The following is a 17,062-nucleotide window of genomic DNA, read 5'->3' on the forward strand; positions in this document are numbered from 1 at the left end:
AGCCAAAACCTTAAATACCAAAAAGTTGAGTTGTTGTTTATGAGCTTGATTTATGCGACAATAGGGAAATTTAAACTATTGCACACCTAGATTTAGGCTAATGAATAAGTATTTTACTGATATGATGATAAATATGTTGATGAAACGCTTCTGTAGGTCACTTGTGTTGTTGTTGGCATTTGCCAATATACAAAGCGACGTTGTATTTGCTCAGGTAAATGAGAATCATTTCGATACCCTTAAACTCTGGTATAATCAACCGTCTGGAAAAACTTGGGAAAATGCAATGCCTTTGGGCAACGGCAGGCTGGGCGCAATGGTTTACGGAAATGTTGAGAAAGAAATTATCCAGCTCAATGAACATACCGTTTGGAGTGGCAGCCCCAACAGAAATGACAACCCTTTAGCGCTAGATTCTTTAGATAGGATACGGCAGCTTATTTTCGATGGCAAACAGAAAGATGCCGAAAAATTAATCAATAAGGTTTTGGTATCAAAAAAATCTCACGGCCAAATGTTTGAGCCCGTAGGTAGCCTAAATCTTGAATTTGTTGGCCATGAAAATTACAGCAATTACTACCGCGATTTAAATCTGGAAAACGCAAGTGCTACCACTACTTACAAGGCAGGCGGTGTTACTTACACCCGCCAAGTAATCACTTCTTTTCCAGATCGTGTGGTTGCCATCCATCTAACAGCAAACAAGGCGAAAAGTATTTCGTTCAAAGCCTCGTACACCACGCCACAGCCCAACGTGAAAATAACAACAGGCAATCCTGGTCAGCTGGTTTTATCGGGCACCACCATAAGTCACGAAGGTGTTGAGGGCAAAATAAAGTTCGAGAGCATCGCTCAGATAAAAATAAAGGGCGGTTCTTTATCCAGCACCGCATCTAGCATTGATGTTGTTAATGCCGATGAGGCAACCATTTATATCTCTATAGCAACGAATTTTAACAGTTATGATGATTTGCAGGGCGATGAGAAGCTTCGGGCAAGATCATATTTGGCTAAGGCAGTGAAGAAAACTTTTAGCCAGATGCTTAAAGGCCATATAGCTTCGTATCAGAAGTATTTCAACAGGGTTAAATTAGATTTGGGCCCGTCAGAAGCTTCCACTTTACCTACGGACCAACGTTTGAAGAACTTTAACACCACAAATGATGCTTCTTTTGCGGCGCTTTACTTTCAATTTGGCCGTTACCTGCTTATTTCTTCATCCCAGCCGGGCGGCCAGCCAGCTAATTTGCAAGGCATCTGGAACAACAGCCTACATCCGGCGTGGGACAGCAAGTACACCATCAACATCAATACAGAAATGAACTATTGGCCGGCAGAAAGAACAAATTTATCCGAACTGCATGAGCCTTTGCTTAAAATGATCACTGAGCTTTCTGTTACCGGCAAAAAAACCGCGAAAGATATGTACGGCGCCCGAGGGTGGATGGCGCACCACAATACCGATATCTGGCGTATTACAGGTTCGGTTGATGGCGCATTTTGGGGCGCCTGGAGCAACGGAGGGGGCTGGTTAAGTCAGCACCTGTGGGAACATTATTTATACAACGGCGATTTAGCATACCTGAAGTCTGTTTACCCGGCTTTAAAAGGAGCGGCCATGTTTTATACAGATTATCTTGTGCAACATCCAAAATACCCGTATTTGGTCATCGCCCCAGACGAGTCGCCCGAGAATGCACCGGCAGCGCATCAAGGTTCTTCTATTGATGCCGGCACCACCATGACCAACCAAATCATTTTCGACGTATTTAGCAATGCGATACAAGTCGCCGAAATTTTGGGGGAAGATGCGGCTTTTGTGGATACCCTGAGAAAGAAACGAGGCCAATTAGCGCCTATGCAAATTGGGAAACATGGGCAGTTGCAAGAGTGGTTAGATGATGTGGACGACCCTAAGGATAACCACAGGCATATTTCACATTTGTATGGTCTGTTTCCGTCTAACCAAATCTCTCCTTACCGTACGCCAGAACTGTATAGCGCTGCAAAAAACACTTTGCTACAACGCGGAGACATATCTACCGGATGGAGTATGGGTTGGAAAGTAAATTGGTGGGCTAAGATGTTAGATGGTGATCACGCTTACAAGCTCATCCAAAACCAGCTGACGCCCGTGGGCACTAACCACGGTGGGGGCGGGACCTACAATAACCTTTTTGATGCGCATCCTCCTTTTCAAATTGACGGAAACTTTGGCTGTACTTCTGGAATTGCCGAAATGTTAATGCAAAGTGCTGATGGAGAAGTGAACTTGTTACCTGCCTTGCCCAACGTTTGGGCGCATCAGGGAAGTATTTCTGGGCTAAGAGCCAGGGGAGGTTTTGAATTGGTTAATATGGAATGGAAAGATGGGAAAATAATAAAAGCAGAGATTAAATCAACGCTGGGAGGTAATTTAAGGTTAAGGGTTCCAAACAAACTGCAGTTGGCAAACCGTAAAAGCCTAAATGAAGCTACCGGCACTAACATTAATCCTTTTTACAAGGTACAGCAGGTTCAGAAACCAATCATATCAAACAAAGCAAACATCTCTCTGCCCGTCTTTAAAGATACTTTTGTTTATGATGTTTTGACCAGTCCAGGAGAAACTATCCATTTAATTATAAACTAATCATATGAAACTAAATTTAGCAACGCTAATTGTACTGGGGCTTTCAACAACTGTTTGTATGGCACAGTCGTCTGGTATTAAAGATGATTTTAAGCCGTCGGCGCTTAACCAGCCCGGACAAGAGTACCCGCAGGTTAATTCGCAAGGATATGCCCGGTTTAAAATATTTGCCCCAAAAGCAGACAGCGTGAAAGTGAGCCTAGGCTTAGGAGGCCGAGGAGGTACACAGTTGACCAAAAATGACCAAGGATATTTCACCGGTACTACGGAAGGACCAATGGACCAAGGCTTCCACTACTATCATTTAACTGTTGATGGTGGAACATTTAATGATCCGGGTGCGCTAAACTTTTATGGCTCTACCCGCTGGGAAAGCGGAATAGAAATTCCAGCTCACGATCAAGATTTTTATGCCTTAAAAGATGTACCCCACGGAAACGTACAGCAAATTTTGTTTCCGTCTAAAAGTACCAATACCTCTCGTAGAGCATTTGTTTACACGCCTCCGGGCTATGCTAGCGACAGTAAAACACGTTATCCAGTGTTGTACCTACAACACGGCTGGGGCGAAGATGAAACTGCTTGGATGAACCAAGGACACGCCAACCTGATTATGGACAATTTAATAGCAGAAGGTAAAGTAAAGCCCTTTATCATTGTGAATACCTACGGAATGACCAATGAGGTAAAATGGGGTAAAATGCGAGATTTTAGCATCATACCTTTTCAAACCGTTTTGGTTGATGAGCTTATTCCTTACGTAGATGCCAATTTTCGCACGCTGGCCAACCAAGCTAACAGAGCCATGGCCGGGCTGTCTATGGGTGGGATGGAAACGCACACCATTACACTTAACAAGCCCGAGGTGTTTTCTTACTACGCACTGCTAAGTGGCGGTACCTATAACCCTGCCGAAATTAAAGATAAGAGCAAGGTAAAGCTCATATTTTTGAGTTGCGGAAGTAAAGAAAATCCAGAGCGGGTAAAATCGGCGACGGAAGAATTGAAGAAAGCAGGCATTAATGCCGTTTCATATGTTTCGGAAGATACAGCCCACGAATTTTTAACCTGGCGGAGAAGTTTAAGAGAACTTGCTCCAAAGCTTTTTAGAAATTAAACAAATCTTTTTAAGCCGTTCGTGGTGCTTTTGAAATACGCGAACGGCTCCCTCTTTAGAGGATAACAAAACCTTTTGCCTTTTAAAACCTTGATGCTGGTGTTCGCTTGCAACAAAAACGCTTTCTAAAATTAGAAGCGCATTTTTTGTGCATGGCCTAAATAATTTTTATATGAAACTTCTCTCAATTTTATTGCTTCTTCCATTTTTTGCCACCGCTCAACTTATTGTTAACCCCGAAAAACCCAATGGCAAAGAGTTCGCAATTGTCAGCAATCAGAAAGCGTCATGCATCGTTTATGATGGGTCAGAGAATATTTTGGTGGCAAAAGTGGCCAATTTCTTGGCAGATGATGTAGAGCGGGTTACCGCTATACGTCCACAGGTTGTAAACACAATGACAGGGGCAGAAAACATCATACTTTTAGGCACCGTTGAACAAAGTTCGCTGATTAAGCAACTGGCTGATCAAAAAAAACTGGATATCAGCCCTATCCGTGGCGGATGGGAGAAATTTATCGTGCAAACGGTTAAAAACCCGTTTCCTGGGGTAAAAAATGCGCTGGTGATTGTGGGTAGCGATAGAAGAGGCGCCGCCTTTGGCGCATTTACTTTATCGCAAGCGATAGGTGTTTCGCCTTGGTACTGGTGGGCAGATGTACCCGTTAAAAAGCACAAAAATCTATTACTAAAAGAAACCCGCTTGGTGTCTCACGGTCCGGCGGTAAAATACCGGGGCATTTTTATAAATGACGAGGCGCCCGCGTTCAGAAATTGGGCAAAAGAAAAATTTGGAGGCACAAACCATAAAGTGTACGAGAAAGTTTTTGAGCTTCTTTTGCGCAATAAAGCCAATTTTATTTGGCCTTCTATGTGGTTGCCTACGATGTTTTATGTAGACGATCCTTTGAACGCTAAAACAGCAAATGACTTTGGCATTGTGGTTTCTACCAGCCATCACGAACCTATGACCCGTGCACACAACGAGTGGTCCGTATTTAACGGAGGCGCTTGGGACTACCAAAAAAACAAGGAAAAGTTGCAGGAGTTTTGGCGCGGGGGCATTGCGCGCGTCACCAATTACGAAAGCATGATAACAGTGGGTATGCGTGGCGACGGAGACGAAGGCATGTCTGAAGAAACCTCTGTTGATTTATTAAAGGGAATTATTGCAGATCAGCGCAAGCTAATTGAAGAGGCTACCCATAAGCCGGCGAAAGAAACGCCGCAAGTGTGGGCAATATACAAGGAAGTACAGGATTATTACGACAAAGGAATGCGTGTGCCAGATGATATTACCGTGCTTTTTAGCGATGATAATTGGGGAAACATCAGATATTTGCCAAAAGCGGAGGATCTTAACCGCTCTGGCGGATTTGGGATGTATTACCATTTAGACTATGTTGGTGCGCCCACATCATATAGGTGGTTGAATGTGAGTCAGATAGAAAGAATTTGGGAGCAAATGAACATTACGTACAGCCACGGCGTAAAAAACCTTTGGATAGCGAACGTAGGCGATATCAAACCTATGGAACTTCCAATAAGCTTCTTTTTCGACTATGCCTGGAATCCATCTTCTATACAGGCCAAAGATTTGCCCGCATATTATAAGAACTGGGCTACCGAACAGTTTGGGGCTAAACACGCTTCGGAAATTGCATCGCTTTTGGCACTTTACACCAAATATAATGCGCGTAGGACACCCGAAATGCTAACGCCCAATACTTACAGCGTAGAGAATTACAGAGAAGCAGATCGTATTGTGGCCGAGTATAACTTGTTGGCGGAAAAAAGTGAAAGCATTTATCATGATTTGCCTGCCGAATATCGGGATGCTTTTTATCAGCTGGTGCTTTCACCAATACTTTTGTCGGCAAATATTAACGAGATGTACGTAGCGGCCGGTAAAAATAAATATTACGCCGAGCGGGGTGCGGGCGCGGCCAATTTTTATGCGCAAAAGACTAAAACGTATTTTGACAGAGATGAAGAGTTAACCAGAGCTTTTCACGAAGATTTGGCCAATGGGAAGTGGAACCACATGATGTCGCAAACGCATATAGGTTACACAAGCTGGGCGCATCCACCGTTAAATACGATGCCCGCCGTATCTTTTGTGCAACTTCAGAAAACACCCGAACTGGGCTACCTTCTAGAATACGGCAGAAAACCATCGTGGGGCTGGCTTGGCGTAGAGGCCGAGTGGGCTTTTAGTGAGGTAATGCCTGTTTTTGACGCTGTTAACGACCAAAATTTTTATATAGATGTAATTAACCGTGGGCAGGGCGAATTGCAGTACAAACTGCAACCTAAGCAAAATTGGATAAAACTTTCTGCAAACAGCGGACAAACGCAGTATCATCAAAAAATATATGTAAGCATTGATTGGGAAAGAGCACCAAAGGGTAATGCGCAGGGAGAAATTGTTCTTTCGGGTGCTGGCAAAGCTTTGACCATAAAAGTCCCGATTTTAAACGAGCCGGCTAGAACAGCAGGTTTCGTTGAAAACGATGGATATGTAGCTATTGAGGCCAACCATTTTATCCCTAGTAAAACTAAAATCTCCAATATGCCAACGGTGGTGGCCAACCTAGGCAGAACGTTATCTTCGGTAATATTAGACTCACCAATAAAATTTGATAAACCGCAAAAGCAAAGCCCGAGCCTGCAATACGAGTTTACACTTCTAAAATCCGGAACACCTACTGTTTCTACCTATGTTTCGCCTACACAAGATTATAAGAAAGAGGGCGGCTTAAAGTTCGCCATCGCAATTGACGACGAAGAGCCTCAAATTATTAATATAAATGAAGGTGAAAGTTCGCCGGATTGGAATTACCCGTCGTGGTGGACCAAATCAGTAGGAGACCATATTAAAGAAAAGCAGTCCAAACACAAACCGCTTAGCGCGGGCAAGCATATCCTTAAGGTTTGGTTGTTAGAGCGCGGAGTGGTATTGCAGCGTTTCGTCATTAGTACCAAACCGCTTAAGCCTTCGTACCTTGGACCCCCCGAAAGTAAATTTTCTGCCACCGAAAAATAGGTTAAGGTTTAACAGAAACTTCAGGGTTCTTGCAGTGCAATAATTTTAGGTGCTTAAAACAGCGCGATATAGCTAAGTAACAAAGCTTTGTATATATCGGCTGTTTAAAGGCAGGTTATAGGAAAAAAGAGGTCTGAAACTCCCGGCATTGAACATCTTTGCCCTTATTTTAACGAAAATTACCCCAATCTTTTAACCAATCTAACGAGATTTAGCCTTTGTGTTGTAACCCTTGTTATCACAACCTAATTATAAATCGTCGGATATGCGAAATAACCGGAGGCTGTTTTTTGTAGCTAGCTTCTTTAGATTTTGCCATAGCTAACTCATAAACCTAAACAAAAAATATATGTGCTTTAAGTATCTAATCACTTTTTTTGCCCTAACAAGCACTTCTTTTACCGCCTTGTATGCACAAGAAGCCAATACATTCAAACCATCAGCAACTACCCAATCCGGAAAAAGATTTCCGCAGGTTAATGCAAAAGGGCAGGTGAAAGCAAGTATCTCGGCACCAAGCGCCACCAAGGTTCAGCTTGATATTGGAGGCGTCCAATACGATTTAACCAAAGACGACAAAGGAGTGTGGACCGGCGAATCGGCTCCGCAAGATGAAGGATTTCACTATTACCAACTGAATATAGACGGTGCGGCAGTGCCAGATCCGGGAAGCAAATACTTTTACGGCGCAGGCCGCTGGGGCAGTGGCATAGAAATTCCTGCACATGACCAGGATTTTTACGCGTTAAAAGATGTGCCCCACGGTTTAGTTAGCGAAAACATTTACTTTTCTAAAATTACCGGAACAGCAAGACGTTGTTTTGTGTACACCCCGCCAGGATATACCGAAAACGATAAAACCCGTTATCCGGTATTGTACCTGCAACACGGCAGCTTTGAAGACGAAACAGGATGGTCTTCACAAGGAAAAGCAAACCTAATTCTTGATAATTTAATTGCCGAGCAGAAAGCAAAACCCATGATTATTGTAATGGATAATGGTTATGCCAGCAGCCGTGCCGAAAGTTCGGCAAATTCTACCGCTGCTTTTGAAGATGTTTTAACGAAAGAGCTTATCCCGATGATTGATGCCAAATTCAGAACAATCGCTAATCGCCAGCATAGGGCTATCGCAGGCCTGTCGATGGGTGCAAACCAAACCATGAGGATTATGATGAACCATTTGGATACCTTCTCCAGCATAGGCGGTTTCAGTGGCACGCCAAATTATCCGAGCGGTGATGACATTAACCCTGCAACATTCCTGAACGGCAGTTTTAGCAATGGGCCAGCTTTAAACAAACAGTTACATGTGCTGTTTCTTAGCAAGGGTACAAAAGAAGGAAACCCTTTTCCAGCTTCTATCGGAGCATTTAAAAAGATGTTAGATGGCCAGGGCATTAAGTATGTTTATTACGAATCTCCTGAGACGGCACACGAATGGCAAACATGGAGAAGAAGCCTTCGTGAATATGCGCAGTTGATCTTTAAAAAATAAAAGTTGCTAATTAAATACTTAAAATGAGGTTGTCCCTTTTTATTTTCGGTTTTATTACGCTTTTTCTGCAATACGGTACTGCACAAACCGCTGGCAAAGGGCCACGCAATGTTTTCAAAGAAGCGGGTTATCAGCAGAAAGATATAGACGCAAAGGTGCAAAAAGCCTATGACGATTTATTTAAAGGGCCTCACAAAATATATTTTGAGGTAGGGGATTCCATGGCCTATGTTTCTGATCTGAAAAATCACGATGCCAGAACAGAAGGGCTATCATACGGGATGATGGTGGCGGTGCAGCTGGATAAAAAAGAGGTTTTTGATCGGATTTGGCGATGGTCGAAAAAATACCTCCAGCACCAAGAAGGACCGCGCAAGGGATATTTTGCTTGGAGCATCAACCCAAATACGATGAAGAAGAACTCGGAAGGTTCTGCATCAGACGGCGAATTGTTTTATATCACCAGCCTTTTGTTCGCCAGCAATAAATGGGGCAACCACACCGGCATAAATTATTATGCCGAGGCCAGAAATATCTTAGATGCCATGTGGACAAAAGACGGCACAGGAAATATCTACAACATCATTAATACTGCACATAAGCAAATCAGTTTTGTGCCAGAAGGCGACGGATATAACTGGACGGACCCTTCTTATCACGTGCCATCATTTATGGAGATATGGGCCAGGTACGCAAAGGATGGCCACGAAAAATTTTACAAGGATTGTGCAGACACCTCCAGAATATTCTTACACAGGGCCTGCAACGAGATAACTGGCTTAAATTACGACTATACAGAGTTCAGCGGCAAAGCCCATGCTACCAGGTGGATGGTTCCTGCTTTCCGTTACGATTCTTGGCGCGTGCCCATGAACATTGCAATGGACTATAACTGGTTCGGTACTGATGCAAAGTGGCAGCAATCTTACGCCCAACGTTTGCAGCAATTTATACGCTCCAGAGGCATGGATACTTTTGAAGATCAGTTTAATGTAGATGGCTCATTGCCCGAAACTATATTAGGCGCAGGAGGCTTTAAAAAGCTTAGGCATTCATTGGGTTTAATTTCTACCCTTGCTACAACGGAAAGTATTTATAATAAAAACAAGCAGTTTGATTTTGTACATAAACTGTGGAACGCAAAGCTGGAGCCATACCCAGACGGATATTTTGATCCCTATTATGATGGTTTACTGTACCTCTTCAGTTTGATGCACCTGAGCGGTAAATACCAAATTATATCGCCAGAGAGGAATCAAGGAAAGAAGAACGATACCTAGTATAAAAATGAGAAAGATTTGCTTTTTTATTATCCTATTTTCATTGGTTGCTGTGCAGCCATCACTCTCCAAAGTTAGCCACCCCAAGAAAAACACTTTAAGTGGATATTTGAGAGATAATTCTACGCACGCTCCGATAGCAAATGCACGGGTTCGATTATCCAATTCTAATGCTTATAGCAAGACCGGTGCGGATGGAAAGTTTGAAATTTCGGTAAATGTTGAGTCTTCTTCGGATTTTTTAGATACACTGGTGATTGATCATGCGTTATATTGGGAAAAGAGGATTGTACTCCGCTCTTTTGCCTTAGCCAATCAAAACATTTTATTGAGTGCTAAAAAGCAACGGCTCATCGTCACTTCAGATATTGGCGGCACCGATCCGGATGATGAACAATCTATGGTGCATCTTCTGGTATCGTCAAATCAAATTGACATTGAAGGAATCATCTGTGGATTGGCTTGGTTAGAAGGTAAACTGGGCATTGACGTACTTAACTCAATTATCGATGCTTATGGAAGAGTGCTTCCAAACCTAAAAGCTCATGCAGATGGTTACCCAAGTGGCGCGTACTTTAAATCTATCGCCAAAACAGGGCAGGCAAAGGCACTGATGGCGGGTGTTGGTGAGGGTAAGGACAGTCCGGGCTCCGAATTGATCATCGCTGCTGCGGATAAAGATGATCCCCGACCTATTTGGTTAAACGCCTGGGGAGGTGCTAATACCATCGCTCAAGCCCTTTGGAAGGTGAAAAACACCCGTACGCCAGATGAGGTCAACAAATTTGTACACAAAATAAGAATATATGATGTTTTAGGACAGGATGACGCAGGAGCTTGGATAACTAAAACTTTCCCCAATCTTATTTATATCCGAAACAAAGCTATTTATGGTTGGGGTCCATCTGATGAATGGGTTAAAAATAGTGTACGGTCGAAAGGTGTGCTTGGGGCTAAATATCCAAATCGGATTTGGGCTACGGAAGGAGATTCTCCAGCGTTTATGCACCTCATTTCAAACGGACTTCATGATGCTAATCAAATAGACCAAGGCGGTTGGGGAGGAAGATTTGATCTGGCCAAAGTGAGCAACATTAGAGGGATGGACTTTGTTGCTAAAAGCGGTGCTGATGAGCCAAAATATGATCCTTATTTTATGTTTACCAATGCAAGCGAAGGGGCAGAAGCCATTAATAGATGGAAACAACAAATATGGAATGACTTTTCTGCCAGAATGCTGTGGAGTGTCACAGATTCTTACAACAAAGCAAATCACCACCCTCTGGCCTGTGTAAATGGCGACTGTACCATGCAAGTTATTCAACTTTATGCAAAAGCAAATTCAACAATTAGGTTAAATGCTAGTAAATCTAGTGATCCCGATGGCAACAGTTTAAAATATAACTGGTTTTTTTATCAGGAACCGAGTTCTTACAAGGACGCAATTTATGTTGCTAATAGCCAATCCGAAATTGCGGAAGTTGTTGTACCTCCAAACGCAAAAGGAAAAACCATTCATATCATTTTAGGACTTTCTGATGATGGAGAGCCAAGTTTAACCAGGTACAGGCGTATCGTTATCAATGTGGAATAATATGCTTTTATCTGTAGAAATAAAAAAACAATGAAATATCTATTTATCCCCGTTATTGTTGCTGGTTTCTTTTTAAGTGGACAAACTACGGCGCAAGAAAAGCTTTATCCAAACATGTTTCCTTTAGAAGATGTGCAGTTACTAAACGGACCCTTTAAACATGCGCGGGATTTAAACCTAAAAACACTTTTGCAATATGATACGGACCGTTTGTTGGCGCCTTATCTAAAAGAAGCAGGCTTAAAGCCTAAAGCGGAGAGCTACAAAAACTGGGAAGGCTTAGACGGGCATATAGCTGGGCATTATTTATCTGCTTTGGCCATGAATTACGCCGCCACCAAAGATGAGGAATGCAAACGGCGGATAGGCTATATGATTGCCGAGCTAAAAGAAGCGCAGGAAGCAAATACCAGTGTATACCCTGCATGGGGGAAAGGATACGTAGGCGGTGTGCCTAATAGCGCTCAAATATGGTCCGCCCTAAAAAAAGGCGATTTTGGGCCTTACCGTGGCGCGTGGGTGCCTTGGTACAATGTGCATAAAATGTACGCCGGTTTGCGCGATGCATGGTTATACGCCGGTAACGCGGATGCTAAAGATATTTTCTTGAAATTTTGCGATTGGGGTATTGATTTAACCTCCGCTTTTTCAGAAGAGCAAATGCAACGCATGCTTGATACCGAGTACGGCGGGATGAACGAGGTTTACGCAGATGCCTACCAAATAACCGGCAACCAAAAATACATGCTCGCGGCTAAAAGGTTCTCGCACCAGATGTTGTTAAATCCACTTTCAAAAGGTGTAGATAATTTAGATAACAAGCACGCCAACACGCAAGTGCCAAAAGCCGTAGGCTTTGAGCGCATCGGAGAATTAAGTGGCGACCAGCAATATAAAAACGCAGGCAGCTTCTTTTGGGAAACGGTAACCAAAAACAGAACCTTAGCCTTTGGGGGCAATAGCCGTAGAGAGTTTTTCCCGAGCGTTACCTCAAGTATTGATTTTGTTAATGATGTGGAGGGGCCAGAAACCTGTAATACCTACAACATGCTCAAACTTACGCAAGATTTGTTTCGCGTAAACCCTGATGCAAAATATATCGACTTTTATGAAAAGGCGATGTACAATCATATCCTATCAACGCAACATCCGCAACACGGCGGATACGTGTACTTTACGCCAGCCCGCCCCCGTCATTACAGAGTGTACTCTGCGCCTAATGAAGCCATGTGGTGCTGCGTAGGAAGCGGTATGGAAAACCACGGAAAATACGAGGACTTAATTTATACCCACCGTCATGATTCGCTATACGTTAACCTGTTTGTTGCCTCGGAACTAAACTGGAAACAAAAAGCAATCACATTAAAGCAACAAACTGTTTTTCCAGAAGAAGAACAAACAAGGCTAACGGTAACCGGGGGCAAATCCAACTTCACCATGATGATTAGGTACCCAAATTGGGTAAAAAGCGGGGCTATGCAGGTTTTAGTTAACGGCAAGCAGGTCCTTATTCAGCAACAGCCATCATCTTACATCGCAATTAACAGAACCTGGAAAAAAGGAGATGTGGTTGATGTAAAACTACCAATGCGTACTACTATTGAGCGTATGCCAAACGTTGCCGAGTATGCGGCAATTATGCACGGTCCTATTTTGCTGGGAGCTAAAACAGGGGATGAGCCACTTAGAGGTTTGATTGCCGATGATAGCCGTTGGGGACACATAGCAGGCGGAAAAAAACTACCGGTAGATCAAGCGCCGATTATAATTGACGATGAAATTGCAAGCATTTCGAACCGTATAATTCCGGTAGAAGGCAAGCCGATGACCTTTAAATTCGTGAACGAAAAAATCATCAATCCCGAAAAAAGCTTAGTGCTTGAACCTTTCTATAAAATACACGACTCCAGGTATATGATGTATTGGATGACTTTGAACAGCCAACAATATGTTTCTTACTTGGATTCGGTGGCATCATTAGAAAAAGAGAAACTGGCCTTACAAAACCGCACTATTGATTTTGTAGCACCCGGAGAGCAACAGCCAGAGGTGGACCACGCCATGCAACAACAAAATTCGCGAGGCGCAAGTGCGCACGATGCCTTTTTTAGGGAAGCAAATAACGGGGGCTATTTCAGCTACCAAATGGCAACAAACTCGCAAACCGGACTTGCTTTATTTGTAAAATATTGGGGCGCAGAGTGGGGAAACAGAGACTTTGACATTTATATAGACGACCAAAAGCTTGCTTCAGTAAAAAATACCGGAAGGTGGAATCTATCTGCATTCCAGACCGAAGAATATAAAATTCCGGATGATATGGTTAAAGGGAAGAAGAATATCCGCGTAAAGTTTCAGGCTTTGCCTGGCAATACCGCCGGCGCTATTTATTATATCAGGCTACTTAAAAATTGAATTTAATGATGCGTTTTCTTTTGGATACACCAACAAATCGAACCTATTGTTCCTAAGCATTTTTGCAATAAACCGCTGGTATTTGCGCCAGTTTAAAACTTAAAAACGATGAATAAAATAAATATAGTTAAGAATTATCTGTTTGCATTTCTTCTGTTAATGAACTGCGCTCTGCAAGCGCAGGTTGCGAAGGTAGCAAGCCCGGATAAAAATTTGGATGTGGCTATCTGGCTAAACAATGGAGCCATTACTTATACAGTAAATTATAAAGGGAAAGCAATCCTCGAAAACTCTCCCTTAGGATTAACTACAAACGAGGCAGATTTTACCGAAGGCATGAACTTTATCAGCAGCAATAGCTCTCAACTAAGTAAAACCTACAGCCAGCAAAAAATTAAAAAATCGGAAGTAAAATATGAGGCAAACAAGCTTACCTGTGTGTTTGAAAACCCTAAAAAATATAAAATAAGCGTGGTTTTCCAGCTTAGCAACAACGATATCGCGTTTAGGTACGAGATTCCTGCAATGGGCGAACGCATGTCTTGCGTAATACAAAAAGAGGCCACAGGTTACAAGTTTCCGAATAAAACAACAACTTTTCTTTCCGGGATGATGTCGCCAATGACAGGTTTCGCCAGAACCGCACCAAGCTATGAAAGCGACTATCAGGCGGATAGGCCGCTAAAAAGCGCAACCAGATCTGGCGGAGGTTATGTTTTTCCGGCTCTTTTTAAAATTGGTGAAGATGGCTGGGCATTGCTATCAGAAACTGGCGTAAACAGCCAGTTTTGCGCATCCCACCTTAGTGAATATTCAGATAAAGGCATTTATACCATCGAATATCCGGATATAAGGCAAAACAATGGTTTTGGAAGCAGCGGCGCCGCCATTTCTTTACCGGGCTTAACGCCTTGGAGAACAATTACGGTAGGAGATAAACTTGATCCTATTGTAGAAACAACCGTCCCTTTTGATGTTGTTGAGCCACTTTATGAGCCATCTAAAGATTATCAGTTTGGCCGTTCTACCTGGAGCTGGATTGTATGGCAGGATAACAGCATGAACTACGAAGATCAGGTAAAATATATTGATTTGGCAGCTTCGTTAAAGTACGAATACATTTTAATTGATGCGCTTTGGGATAAAAACATAGGGAAAGAGCGCATGGCTACCTTAATCAACTATGCAAAATCAAAAGGTGTAGGCGTGTTTCTATGGTACAACTCTAACGGTGCCTTTAACGATGCACCCCAAGGGCCAAGAAATAAAATGAGTACCGCTATTGAGCGAAAAAAAGAAATGAGCTGGTTGAAAGATGTGGGTGTAAAAGGTTTAAAGGTCGATTTTTTTGGAGGCGACAAACAGGAAACCATGCGCTTGTACGAAGACATCCTTTCCGATGCAAACGATTACGGTTTGATGGTTGTTTTTCACGGAGCTACTTTGCCGCGGGGATGGGAGCGCATGTATCCTAACTTTGTGGGCAGCGAAGCAGTAGTAGCATCGGAAATGCTGATTTTTTCGCAGCATGTTAGAGAGATAGAAGCTTACAATGCAACCATGCATCCTTTTATCCGAAACACGGTGGCAAGCATGGAGTTTGGAGGGGTACTGTTAAACAAGTACTTAACCAAAAGCAATACCGATAGAAATAAGCGCTTAACCACAGACGTTTTTCAGCTGGCAACCGCCATACTTTACCAAAGTCCGGTTCAAATGTTCGGGCTTACCCCAAACAACCTAACAGATGTGCCAGCGTTTGAAATTGATTTTATGAAACAAGTGCCAACCACCTGGGACGAGACTGTATTGATAGACGGATACCCGGGCAAGTACGTGGTTTTAGCCCGCAGGCATGGCAAGCAATGGTATGTAGCCGGGGCTAATGCTACCAAAGAGGCAATCAAACTCAAACTTCAACTTCCAATGCTAGGCGGAAAAACAACCGCTTTATATAATGATGATACCCACAAAGCGCCCTTTACAGAATCTGTTAAAATTAGCAAAGCCGGTAAAATTAATATAGAGATACAGCCAAGCGGCGGATTTGTTCTGGTTCAAAAAGATTAAATAAATAGGTCTCTAGGACGGTATAAACTTATACATCATCATGAGCAAGTTTTTCTTTAAACCCACATTCATCTTTTTCATGCTGATAACAGCAGTTAGCGCTAATGCACAAAACCCGATTGTGCAAACCTTGTACACCGCGGACCCCGCGCCTATGGTGTTTAACGATACGCTTTTTATTTATACCAGCCATGATGAAGATGATGCGCCTTCAAACGGCTACCTCATGCGCGACTACCGCTTATTCACCACTACAGACATGGTAAATTTTACGGATCATGGTTCCCCCTTGCGAACCGGAGATATTACCTGGTCCGTTATGGATGCAAGTGCAGCCCAATGCATAGAAAAGGACGGAAAATTCTACTGGTATTTTTCCAGCATGAACAAAGATGTTCCAGGTGTTTCTGTGGGAGTGGCAGTGGCAAACACACCTTACGGTCCGTTTAAAGATGCACTGGGTAAAGCATTAGTTACCAATAACATGACTAATTACGCCAAACATTCTTGGGATGATTTGGATCCGTCGGTTTTCATAGATGATGATGGGCAAGCGTACCTGTTTTGGGGAAATGGCGCCTGCTATTGGGCTAAGCTTAACCAAGATATGATTTCCCTGGATGGAGAAATTCAGCATCTGGATATCAAAGACCTAAAAGCCTTTGCCGGACGGTTTACAGAGGCTCCGTGGATTTATAAACGCAATAAGTTGTATTATTTGGTATATGCGGCTCAGTTTCCAGAAAATATCAGCTATTCAACAGCGAAAAAAATAACAGGTCCTTGGAAGGCGGGCGGCGTTGTAATGCCTACCCAAAAAGGAAGCAATACAAACCACGCAGGGATTATTGATTATAAGGGGAATTCCTACTTTTTTTATCATAACGATGCTTTGCCTGGCGGGCATAGCTACAACCGTTCAATAGCTGTAGAACAATTTGAATACAAGAAAGACGGCAGTTTGCCCACTTTGAATATGACAGACGGAATTGTGAAAGCTGTCGGAACACTAGATCCTTATAAACGGGTAGAAGCAGAAACAATAGCTTTTTCAAAAGGTGTGAAGGCAGAAGAAAACAAAGCCAGAGGTGTTTTTATTACCGCTATACACAACGGAGATTATATAAAACTGCGCGACGTAAATTTTGGTAACCAAAGCCCTCAACAGTTCTCGGCAACGGTTTCTAGCAGGTATAACGGAGGCACCATTGAAATTTATGCGGATGAGCTGAAAGGAAAACCTATAGGCACTTTAAAAGTGCCATACACCGGAGAATGGGAGAACTGGAAAGAAATAACTACGCCGGTAGAAGCAATTACAGGTGTGCATGATATTTATTTTGTGTTTAGGGGGAAAGAGCCACAGCTACTATTCAACTTTGATTACTGGCGCTTTTTAAAATAAGATAA

The 17,062-nt window shown here is 42.9% G+C and carries 9 protein-coding genes; all 9 read left to right on the plus strand.

Features of this window, described 5'->3' with window-relative positions; all coding sequences use genetic code 11:
• Window positions 1–100 precede the first annotated feature (100 nt).
• A complete protein-coding gene (locus BCY91_RS15460) occupies window positions 101–2,632 on the plus strand; it encodes a glycoside hydrolase family 95 protein (protein WP_245989175.1) in 2,532 nt (843 codons plus the stop codon).
• 4 nt (window positions 2,633–2,636) lie between these two features.
• Window positions 2,637–3,749, plus strand: a complete 1,113-nt coding sequence (locus BCY91_RS15465; protein WP_120182939.1) for an alpha/beta hydrolase-fold protein — start codon at window positions 2,637–2,639, stop codon at window positions 3,747–3,749.
• Window positions 3,750–3,921: 172 nt separating this feature from the next.
• The gene (locus BCY91_RS15470; RefSeq protein ID WP_120182940.1) at window positions 3,922–6,795 is read left to right on the plus strand and encodes a glycosyl hydrolase 115 family protein; all 2,874 of its coding nucleotides are present in this window, start codon (window positions 3,922–3,924) and stop codon (window positions 6,793–6,795) included.
• A 349-nt stretch (window positions 6,796–7,144) separates the two neighbouring features.
• The gene (locus BCY91_RS15475) at window positions 7,145–8,293 is read left to right on the plus strand and encodes an alpha/beta hydrolase (RefSeq protein WP_120182941.1); all 1,149 of its coding nucleotides are present in this window, start codon (window positions 7,145–7,147) and stop codon (window positions 8,291–8,293) included.
• A 23-nt stretch (window positions 8,294–8,316) separates the two neighbouring features.
• Window positions 8,317–9,573 carry a glycosyl hydrolase family 8 gene (locus BCY91_RS15480; protein WP_120182942.1) on the plus strand — a complete coding sequence of 419 codons (1,257 nt, stop codon included), beginning with the start codon at window positions 8,317–8,319 and terminating at the stop codon, window positions 9,571–9,573.
• A 7-nt stretch (window positions 9,574–9,580) separates the two neighbouring features.
• Window positions 9,581–11,167: a nucleoside hydrolase-like domain-containing protein gene (locus tag BCY91_RS15485; RefSeq protein ID WP_120182943.1), complete on the plus strand. Its 1,587-nt coding sequence runs from the start codon at window positions 9,581–9,583 to the stop codon at window positions 11,165–11,167.
• A gap of 30 nt (window positions 11,168–11,197) precedes the next feature.
• On the plus strand, window positions 11,198–13,582 hold the full coding sequence (locus tag BCY91_RS15490; RefSeq protein ID WP_120182944.1) for a glycoside hydrolase family 127 protein: 2,385 nt from the start codon (window positions 11,198–11,200) through the stop codon (window positions 13,580–13,582).
• A 108-nt stretch (window positions 13,583–13,690) separates the two neighbouring features.
• On the plus strand, window positions 13,691–15,652 hold the full coding sequence (locus BCY91_RS15495) for a glycoside hydrolase family 97 protein (RefSeq protein ID WP_220699489.1): 1,962 nt from the start codon (window positions 13,691–13,693) through the stop codon (window positions 15,650–15,652).
• Between the two features lie 40 nt (window positions 15,653–15,692).
• A complete protein-coding gene (locus BCY91_RS15500) occupies window positions 15,693–17,057 on the plus strand; it encodes a glycoside hydrolase family 43 protein (protein ID WP_220699490.1) in 1,365 nt (454 codons plus the stop codon).
• Window positions 17,058–17,062: the final 5 nt, after the last annotated feature.

This window comes from Pelobium manganitolerans (genome assembly GCF_003609575.1).
Lineage (GTDB): Bacteria > Bacteroidota > Bacteroidia > Sphingobacteriales > Sphingobacteriaceae > Pseudopedobacter > Pseudopedobacter manganitolerans.

Coding starts and splice junctions, on each gene's coding strand:
- BCY91_RS15465 (WP_120182939.1), top strand. CDS start 2,637: ATGAAACTAAATTTAGCAACGCTAATTGTACTGGGGCTTTCAACAACT.
- BCY91_RS15500 (WP_220699490.1), top strand. CDS start 15,693: ATGAGCAAGTTTTTCTTTAAACCCACATTCATCTTTTTCATGCTGATA.
- BCY91_RS15485 (WP_120182943.1), top strand. CDS start 9,581: ATGAGAAAGATTTGCTTTTTTATTATCCTATTTTCATTGGTTGCTGTG.
- BCY91_RS15460 (WP_245989175.1), top strand. CDS start 101: ATGAATAAGTATTTTACTGATATGATGATAAATATGTTGATGAAACGC.
- BCY91_RS15475 (WP_120182941.1), top strand. CDS start 7,145: ATGTGCTTTAAGTATCTAATCACTTTTTTTGCCCTAACAAGCACTTCT.
- BCY91_RS15495 (WP_220699489.1), top strand. CDS start 13,691: ATGAATAAAATAAATATAGTTAAGAATTATCTGTTTGCATTTCTTCTG.
- BCY91_RS15470 (WP_120182940.1), top strand. CDS start 3,922: ATGAAACTTCTCTCAATTTTATTGCTTCTTCCATTTTTTGCCACCGCT.
- BCY91_RS15490 (WP_120182944.1), top strand. CDS start 11,198: ATGAAATATCTATTTATCCCCGTTATTGTTGCTGGTTTCTTTTTAAGT.
- BCY91_RS15480 (WP_120182942.1), top strand. CDS start 8,317: ATGAGGTTGTCCCTTTTTATTTTCGGTTTTATTACGCTTTTTCTGCAA.